We start from the raw sequence: 8,061 nt of genomic DNA, 5'->3' as shown, positions 1-8,061 counted from the left end.
GGCGGGACTGGTGGTCAGGGCGACCGCGACGACGGCCGCCAGCACCAGATCGGGCCCCGGCCCCCATTCGAACGGGAGTCGGTTGACGATCGTGGCCTGGGCGAGCACGGTGGCGGCCACCATGAGCGAGGTTGCTACGGCCCTCACTGGTCCCCCTCCGGGTCGGGTTCGGGCGGCAGGACGGAATCACGTGGGTCCTCGGCGGGTCCCTGAACGACCACCCCCACCACGTCCAGGGCGGCGAAGTCCACGGCCGGTGTGAGCCGGGCGATCCGACTGAGCGCACCGGGAGCGACCTGAACCTCCTCCACGGTGCCGATGGGCACCCCGGGAACGAAGGGCGCCCCCTCGTGCGAGCCGAGCGTGACCACACGGTCGCCCTGCTCGACGGGGACCTCCAGATCGAACAGTTCCAGGGTCATATCGCCCTCGGGACCTCCTGGAACACTGCCGCCGGTGACGGCACCGATCTTGCGGGTACTCTCCAGGCGCGCCCCGACCGAGGATCCGACGTCGATGGCGAGTTTGACGGTGGCCGTGCGTGGACCCGCTTCGGTCACCTGACCGACCAACCCGTCACCGTTGACCACGGTCATGTTCGGTTCGACACCGGATTCGGTCCCGGCGTCGAGGGTGGCGGTGTGCGCGTATCCGCGCGCGGTGGTGCGGGTGACGGCCTGGGCCGGAACGATCTCGTAACCGCCCATGCCGGACAGGTGCAGCAGGTCATCGAGCTGGGCGGAACGATGTTCGTCGATCCTGGCGGCCAGGAGTTCGGATTCCAGTTCGGCGTTGGCGGCTTCGAGTTCGGCGATGCGGTCGCTCCCCTCCGAACCCTGGCCGATCCTGTCCTGGATCTGGCCGATGGGCCCGAGGACGTACCCCACCCCGGCCGCGGTCGGCGCGAAGACGAGTTCGCCACCGTTCCTGGCCATCGAGGTGAACGGGTCGGTCCCGGGCCGGGTGTCGACGATCAACAAGATCATGGCCGACACGACCAGCACGGCGAGGATCAGCCGGGACCGCGCGGAGTCGCGGAACATGTCAGCGCCGCCGTTCCGGAACCAGGACCTGGTGGAGTCGCTCGTAGTTCTCCACGCAGATGCCCGAGCCGACGACGACCGAGTCGATCGCGTTCTCGGCGATGTGGATGGGCATCCCGGTCTCGTGCAGGAGCCTCTCGTCGATGCCGCGCAGCAGGGCACCGCCTCCGGTGACGGCGATCCCGCGATCCATGAGGTCGCCGGACAGTTCGGGCGGGCACTTGTCGAGAGTGGTGCGGACCGCGTCGATGATGGCGGTGATCGACTCATCGATGCCCTGGCGCACGTCCGATTCGGACAAGACGATGGTCTTGGGCATACCGCTGACGAGGTCACGACCGCGCACTTCGGCGCGCAACTCCTCCTCCCCAGTGGGATAGGCCGAACCTATGGCCATCTTGAGCTCCTCGGCGGTGCGCTCTCCGATCATCAGGGAGTGCTCCTTCTTGACGAAGGTCATGATGGCGTTGTCGATCTTGTCACCGCCCACCGGGATGGTCTGGGAGGTCACGATGCCACCCACGGAGATGATGGCCACCTCGGTGGTGCCACCGCCGATGTCGACGACCATGTTCCCGGTGGCCTCATGAACGGGCAGCCCGGCACCGATGGCCGCGGCCATGGGCTCCTCGATGATGTAGACCCGGCGGGCGCCGGCCTGGTAGCCGGCCTCCTTGACCGCGCGGTGCTCCACGGGGGTGATGCCGCTGGGCACCGCGACGACGATGCGCGGTTTGGCGAAGTGACGGCGGCGGTGGACCTTTTGGATGAAGTAGCGCAGCATCCGTTCGGTGGTCTCGAAGTCGGCGATGACGCCGTCCTTGAGCGGCCGAATGGCACTGATGTTGGCAGGAGTCCGCCCGATCATCCGCTTGGCCTCGATACCGACAGCCACGAGCCTGCCGGTCGAGTTGTCGAGCGCGACCACCGAAGGTTCGTTCAGGACGATGCCGCGTCCGCGCACGTAGACCAGTGTGTTGGCGGTACCCAGGTCGACGGCCATGTCCCGGCCGAGAAATGCAAGGTTGTTCGACATGTAACGTCCTCAGAGGCGCCGTGGCTGGCGTGGACAGGAAGAACGACCATAGGTAGTCGTTCCACCACTTTAGGTATCCAGTCCCCCGTATCGTAACGGTCAGCACTTAGGTCGTTACGCAAACACACCGAATTGTTCCCTCGAGATCGGACGAAATATGCGAAGAGCGACACCAAAGGCCCCCGAAGACAACGAACGCGCCCCCTAGGGAGGCGCGTTCGTACGTTCATGACCGATGCCCACGGGCCCGGCAAGTCCTCACAGATCCGGGAAGAAGAGCTTGATCTCACGCTCGGCGGAGTAGGTGGAATCCGAACCGTGCACGATGTTCTGCTGCACCTCCAGGGCGAAGTCGCCCCGGATGGTGCCCGGCGAGGCGGTCACCGGGTCGGTGGCGCCGGCCAAGGCACGGAAGGCCTCGATGACACGATCACCCTCGACCACCATGGCCACCAGCGGGCCACCGGTGATGAACTCGACCAGCGACTCGAAGAACGGACGCGAGGAGTGCTCCTCGTAGTGCGCCTTGGCGGTCTCGGCGTCGAGCGTGCGCAGCTCCATCGCGACCAGCTTCAAGCCCTTGCGCTCGATGCGCGAGATGACCTCGCCGACGACGCCACGACGGACACCGTCCGGCTTGATGAGAACGAGAGTGCGCTCCACGTGCGTTTCAACTCCTCACTGGAACCCGCACGGCACACGGGGGCCTGGCCCTCGGCGCGGCCGCGCGCGGTGGTGTACGGGTATGCGCCCGAAGCGGGAAGGAGAAGGGTGGTCCATCGACGACGGGCCCCGTGGCAACCCGCTCGGGCGTGCGTCACACTATCGCGTTTGTGATCCGGACGCGGTGGACACGTTCTCGCCGCCGTCCTCCTGGATCAGGGCGTGGGCGGCCTGGGCCTCGTCGACCCGACGCCCCAGGATCACCGCGGTGACCCACAGGGAGACGAACACGATCGCGACCAGCAACGCCCCACTGACCGTGAACGAGCTGAACAGGAAGGCGGCCTGCAGTGCCCAGGCCGCGTAGTGCGCCCAGGTGTACTTCTGCAACCCGGCCAACACGAGGGCGGCCAAGGCCATACCGCCCCAGACGCCTCCGGCGACGGTCGGGTTCACCCCCTCCAACTGAATCGCGATGGGGATGGCCAGGCCGATCACGATGGCCTCGAACATGAGCACTACGGCACAGACTGTGCGCACGGCGGTTTCCCTTCGTCGGAGTGTCGTCCGACCCGCTAGTCACCGGAGCCGCGCAGCAGGTGCACGGCGTCGCCGGAAGTGACCACCGATCCGGTGACCAGCACGCCCACTCCACCGAACTCTCCGCCTTCTTCGGCCAGGCCCACGGCCTGATCGATGGCGTCGTCGAGTCGGGGAGCCACGTGCACCCGGTCCTGGCCGAAGATCTCTTCGGCCAGGGCGGCCAGCCTCTCCGGTTCGAGGGAACGCGGCGAGGAGTTACGGGTGACGACGATCTCGTCGAGCAGTGGTTCCAGGGGATCCAGAATCCCCTCGACGTCCTTGTCGGCCATGACGGCCACCACACCGACCAACCGGGAGAAGGTGAAGGCCTCCTCCACGGCCGCGGCGGTGGCGATCATCCCGGCCGGATTGTGTGCGGCGTCGGCGATGACGGTCGGGCTGGTGCGCACGACCTCCATGCGCCCGGGGGCCTGTAGTCCCGCCAAGGCCTCGCCGACGATCTCGGGGTCGAGCCCGGCGGCGTCCTCGGAGGCCGAGAAGGCCTCGACCGCGGCGATGGCGACGGCCGCGTTGGAGGCCTGATGCTCACCGAACAGTGGCAAGAAGAGGTTCTCGTAGGTGCCGGTGAGACCCTTGATGGCGAGCTGCTGACCCCCGACGGCCACATCACGTGAGGCCACCCCGAACTCCAGACCCTCGCGGGCCACGGTGGCGCCGACCTCGGCGGCGTGCCTCACCAGGACCTCCGCGGCGGGCAGCGGCTGCTGCGCCAACACGGCGACGGAGTCGGGTTTGACGATGCCCGCCTTCTCCTCGGCGATCCCATCGAGGGTATCGGGCAGGTATTCGGTGTGATCGATACCGATGGGCGTGATCACCGCGACGTCCCCGTCGACGACGTTGGTGGCGTCCCAGGTCCCTCCCAGGCCCACCTCCACCACGGCGACGTCCACGGGAGCGTCGGCGAAGACGGCGTAGGCCAAGACGGTGAGGATCTCGAAGAACGACAGAGGCTCGTCGTTCATCGAGTCGGCCATCTCGATGTAGGGGCGGATGTCGTCGTACGCTTCGACGAAACGCTCCTGGGAGATGGGTTCGCCGTCCACGACGATGCGTTCGCGGACCGTCCGCAGGTGTGGGCTGGTGTAGCGCCCCACCCGCAGGCCACGACCACGCACCAGCGCGTCGATCATGCGCGCGGTGGACGTCTTGCCGTTGGTCCCGGTGATGTGGACGACCCTGAAGTTGCGCTGTGGGTCGCCCAACAGGTCCAGGAGCGTGCGGACACGGTCCAGACGTGGATCGATGTCGGTCTCAGGGGCGCGAGAGAGGATCTGCGCGGTGACCTCGGCGTAGCGCTCATGGGCGCCGGCGCCACTCACCGTGCCTCGATGGTCAGGGTGTACACCCGCGTCAGTCTACGCGCCCTCACCAGGCGGCGGGCTCCGGGGCGAGGGTGCCGGCCCCGATGTCGCCGAGAGCATACTTGGACCATGCCAAGCCTTGACCCCTTCTTTCGCGAGTGGGCCGACCGCACCCTCGGCCAAGAACGGAGCCTGGACCGGGCCGCAGCCCTGCTGAGGGCTCTGGGCCTGTGCACCGAACGCGTCCCGGTATTGGGAGTGGTGGGCTCCAAGGGCAAGGGGAGCACGGCCACCGTGGCCGCGGCGACGCTGTCCGCCGCGGGTCTGCGCACCGTCCTGGTCACCGGACCGAGCTTCCGGAGTTATCGCGAGCGCGTACGCGTGGACGGGACCTCCATCGGTGACTTTGAACTGGACGCTCTCGGTGCCAAGCTCGACGCCGCCAAAGCGGCCCTTCCCCGGGATACCGGCTACCTGGCACCCAGCGGGTTGTTCCTGATCGCCGGGTTGCTCAAGGCCCGTCAGATCGGCGCCGACGTCTGCGTCCTCGAGGCCGGAATGGGCGGTCACCGGGACGAACTGCGTCTGGTCGAGCCCGAGGTGGTGGCGCTCGGTGAAATCTTTGCCGAGCATCTGGGTGTTCTTGGCGATAGCGTGGCCGATATCGCCTGGGAGAAGGTTCGGGTGGTCGGAGAACGCGCCCGAGCCCTGATCAGCCTGCCACAGAGTCCTGAGGTCTCTCCCGTCGTCGCACGGACTCTCACCGAGGTCACCGGCGGACGTATGAGGCCCCGGATCGTGGATCCGGACACGCCCGGCGTCGAGCCACCCACCGACCTTCGTCCGCCGGGTCTGTCCGCGGCCTCTGGAGTCCTCGGGGTGGCCGCGGCCACCCGGATGCTCGAACTTTTGGACCTGCCCCCCGCCCCCGCCCATCGTCTGCGTCGGGTATTGGGCACCCTGAACCTGCCCGCCCGCCTGTCCGAACACCCGGTGCCCGGCGACCCCACCGCTCGCGTACTGGTGGATTCGGCCATCGACCGCGTGGGGGTGCGGACCGCCCTGTCCCAGGCCCGCGCCCGCTGGGGCGACGTGGATCACGTGCTGCTGTGCCTACCGGACCACAAGGACGTGTCCGGAGCCATCGACGTCCTCCAAGGACTGCCCGTGACGGCGGTCCGCCTGCCCGAGGCCCACCTGCGCTTCGAGCACGATCTACCCCCGCACTGGGATCACGTGGACGCCGAGGGGCTCACCCCCGAGGTGGTCTCCGCTCTGGGGAATCGGGTTCTGGCCCTGGGCACGGTGTACTTCACCGGCCGCATGATGGAGGTTCTGGACGCCCCCACCGACCGCCTCTTCGAGTCGGACTGAGCCTCTCGGGCGAGCCCGTGGCCGCTTTTCTCCGAAAACACCGACTCGACCCGACAAGACACGGCATGATCACTCCTAGTGACCCCTCGCAGGTCGGCACGGCGCACCCGTGCGTGTGTTCGACCATGCCCCGGCCCCAGGAAGACGCATGCCCACACGAGAGCACGAGATCCCGCTGCGGCTGGTACAGAACCAGCCCGCACTGGCCCCGGCCCTGCTGGAATCCCTCGGCTTCGAAGTCCCCCGACACACCGAGGCGCTCAACACCAATTCGGTTCTGACCAACTGCGATCCCAAGGAGTTCAACAGCGACGGGGCCGTGGTGCTGCGTCAGGGTACCGAGAACGTGATGGCGCTGGTGGTCGAGCGTCAACACGGTCACGACCAGGACAAGCGACGTAGTTGGCCCGCTTACCTGGTCACCCTCCACGTTCGCCTGGAGTGCCCCACGATGCTGCTGGTCCTGTGCCCGAGCGAGGCCGTGGCGCGTTGGTGCGCTCAGCCGATTCGGACCGGACACCCGGGATTCGACCTCTCACCACTGGCGATCGGGCCGAGCAGGGTGCCGAAGATCTCCGACGAGCAGCAGGCTCGGAATCTTCCCGAGTTGGCCGTGCTGTCCGCGCGGGTACACGGGGACAGCGACCCCGGACCGCTACGGGCGGTGGTGGAGGCACTGGATTCCACGGCCGAGGAGAACCGAGCGTTCTACTATGACTACGTACTGGCCGGTCTCAACGAGGCCGCTCGGAAGGAGCTGGAAGGCTTGATGACCGTGGAGACCTACGAGTGGCAGAGCGACTTCGCCCGCAAGTACGTCGGAATCGGCCGCGAGGAGGGCCGCCAGGAGGGCCGAACCTCCGAGGCCGTCAAGAACGTCATCTCAATCCTCCAGACTCGCGGATTCATCCTCTCCGCCGAGGTCCGTGAGCGGATCGAATCCTGCGCGGACCTACCGACGCTGGAACAGTGGGTCCCCGCGGCGGTCAAGGTGGACCGACCCGAAGACCTTTTCGACTGATTCACAGGGCTCCACGGACACGGGGTGGGAGAACACTCCCCCACCCCGTGCCTTCCATCGCCCTCCCTACCTACCGGGGCGGTAGACCGGCTGGGTCTGCGGGTTGAACTCGTCGTAGGTGACGCGCTCGGCCGCGCGCAGACGCGGATCGGTCAGCTTCAGCACGTCCAGACCACGGCGCATGTCCGAGGAGTAGACGTGGCCGTTGTAGTAGTACGCCGACCAGATGCTGCCGTTCTCGATGTCCGGGTCGATGCGGTCGTCGGGATCGAAGTGCCCGATCTCCCTGGGGTTCTTCGGGTCGTTGAAGTCGATCACCGACACACCGCCCTGGTACCAGGCCTGCACGAAGTAGTCCTGGCCCGGAACCGGGATCAGGGAACCGTTGTGCGCCACGCACACCTGCCGGTCACCCTGGTGACGCTCCAACTTGTAGTAGGAGGCGAACTCCATGGTGGTGTCGGCGCCCTCCCCCTCGATCGTGTAGATGGCGTTGGCGCCGCGCTCGGGACCGATCTCCTCGGTGCACGTGGCCGCGCCGCCACCGCCGAGTTCGTCGGTGAAGATCACCGCACCCGCGTCGTTGGTGAAGGTCGCCGAGTGCCAGAACGCGAAGTTCTCGTCCCGCACCACCTCGGTCACCACGGGGTGGGCGGGGTCGGAGATGTCCATCAGGATCCCGTCACCCATACAGGCGCCCGCGCCCAGGTCCAGTTCGGGGTAGACGGTGATGTCGTGGCAGCCCTCGGTGGGGCGCAGCAGGCCGTCCTGATCGTGGTTGCCACCGTCGGGGAACAGCACCGGCTCGTTCATCAAGGCCGCTTCGGCGGGATCGTCGAGCGGCACCTCGATGACGGCGATCTTGTCGTGCGGCGGCCGGCAGTTCGGGAACTGCTCCGCCGGACCATAGGAGGAGACGTACACGTATTCGCGTTCGTCGTCCCCAGGTACCAGGGTGAGGGTGTGCGAACCGCAGTCGGTGCGCACCGCCGCCACGTATTCGGGGTTGGCCTTGTC

The 8,061-nt window shown here is 67.3% G+C and carries 8 protein-coding genes and 1 pseudogene; 2 read left to right on the top strand and 7 right to left on the bottom strand.

The genetic code is table 11. From position 1 onward, the window contains the following. The 6 genes and pseudogenes from D472_RS29200 to D472_RS0122405 form a co-directional block, all read right to left on the bottom strand. Positions 1 to 123 (bottom strand): annotated as a pseudogene (locus tag D472_RS29200) (rod shape-determining protein MreD); the annotation flags it as partial. Positions 124 to 143: 20 nt separating this feature from the next. Next, positions 144 to 1,043, bottom strand: a complete 900-nt coding sequence (gene mreC / locus D472_RS0122425; protein WP_017606687.1) for a rod shape-determining protein MreC — start codon at positions 1,041 to 1,043, stop codon at positions 144 to 146. Between the two features lies 1 nt (position 1,044). Then, entirely contained in the window at positions 1,045 to 2,079 is a 1,035-nt protein-coding gene (locus tag D472_RS0122420) for a rod shape-determining protein (protein WP_033304469.1), read from the bottom strand. 258 nt (positions 2,080 to 2,337) lie between these two features. Then, the gene (gene ndk, locus D472_RS0122415) at positions 2,338 to 2,742 is read right to left on the bottom strand and encodes a nucleoside-diphosphate kinase (RefSeq protein ID WP_017606685.1); all 405 of its coding nucleotides are present in this window, start codon (positions 2,740 to 2,742) and stop codon (positions 2,338 to 2,340) included. Between the two features lie 159 nt (positions 2,743 to 2,901). After that, a complete protein-coding gene (locus D472_RS0122410) occupies positions 2,902 to 3,282 on the bottom strand; it encodes a DUF4233 domain-containing protein (protein WP_026117973.1) in 381 nt (126 codons plus the stop codon). A gap of 35 nt (positions 3,283 to 3,317) precedes the next feature. Continuing rightward, the gene (locus D472_RS0122405) at positions 3,318 to 4,667 is read right to left on the bottom strand and encodes a bifunctional folylpolyglutamate synthase/dihydrofolate synthase (protein WP_017606683.1); all 1,350 of its coding nucleotides are present in this window, start codon (positions 4,665 to 4,667) and stop codon (positions 3,318 to 3,320) included. Positions 4,668 to 4,778: 111 nt separating this feature from the next. Between D472_RS0122405 and D472_RS0122400 the strand changes: the two genes are divergently transcribed. Together D472_RS0122400 and D472_RS0122395 are read left to right on the top strand one after the other, a co-directional pair. Next, positions 4,779 to 6,023, top strand: coding sequence for a folylpolyglutamate synthase/dihydrofolate synthase family protein (locus D472_RS0122400; RefSeq protein WP_017606682.1), 1,245 nt, complete (start codon positions 4,779 to 4,781; stop codon positions 6,021 to 6,023). A 148-nt stretch (positions 6,024 to 6,171) separates the two neighbouring features. Beyond that, complete coding sequence (locus tag D472_RS0122395; RefSeq protein ID WP_017606681.1) at positions 6,172 to 7,044, top strand: hypothetical protein; 873 nt, start codon at positions 6,172 to 6,174, stop codon at positions 7,042 to 7,044. A 66-nt stretch (positions 7,045 to 7,110) separates the two neighbouring features. Here the strand turns inward: D472_RS0122395 and D472_RS0122390 are convergent. Further along, positions 7,111 to 8,061: LVIVD repeat-containing protein (locus D472_RS0122390; RefSeq protein ID WP_017606680.1), on the bottom strand; the 951-nt coding region annotated here is incomplete at its 5' end.

It is taken from the genome of Nocardiopsis alkaliphila YIM 80379 (genome assembly GCF_000341005.1).
Taxonomy (GTDB): Bacteria; Actinomycetota; Actinomycetes; order Streptosporangiales; family Streptosporangiaceae; genus Nocardiopsis; species Nocardiopsis alkaliphila.
Note: the sequence above shows the minus strand (reverse complement) of the source record. Positions and strands in the feature narration are given on the sequence as shown.

Excerpts from the sequence above, each read along its gene's own strand:
- mreC (WP_017606687.1), bottom strand. The coding sequence starts at position 1,043 with ATGTTCCGCGACTCCGCGCGGTCCCGGCTGATCCTCGCCGTGCTGGTC.
- D472_RS0122420 (WP_033304469.1), bottom strand. The coding sequence starts at position 2,079 with ATGTCGAACAACCTTGCATTTCTCGGCCGGGACATGGCCGTCGACCTG.
- D472_RS0122400 (WP_017606682.1), top strand. The coding sequence starts at position 4,779 with ATGCCAAGCCTTGACCCCTTCTTTCGCGAGTGGGCCGACCGCACCCTC.
- D472_RS0122395 (WP_017606681.1), top strand. The coding sequence starts at position 6,172 with ATGCCCACACGAGAGCACGAGATCCCGCTGCGGCTGGTACAGAACCAG.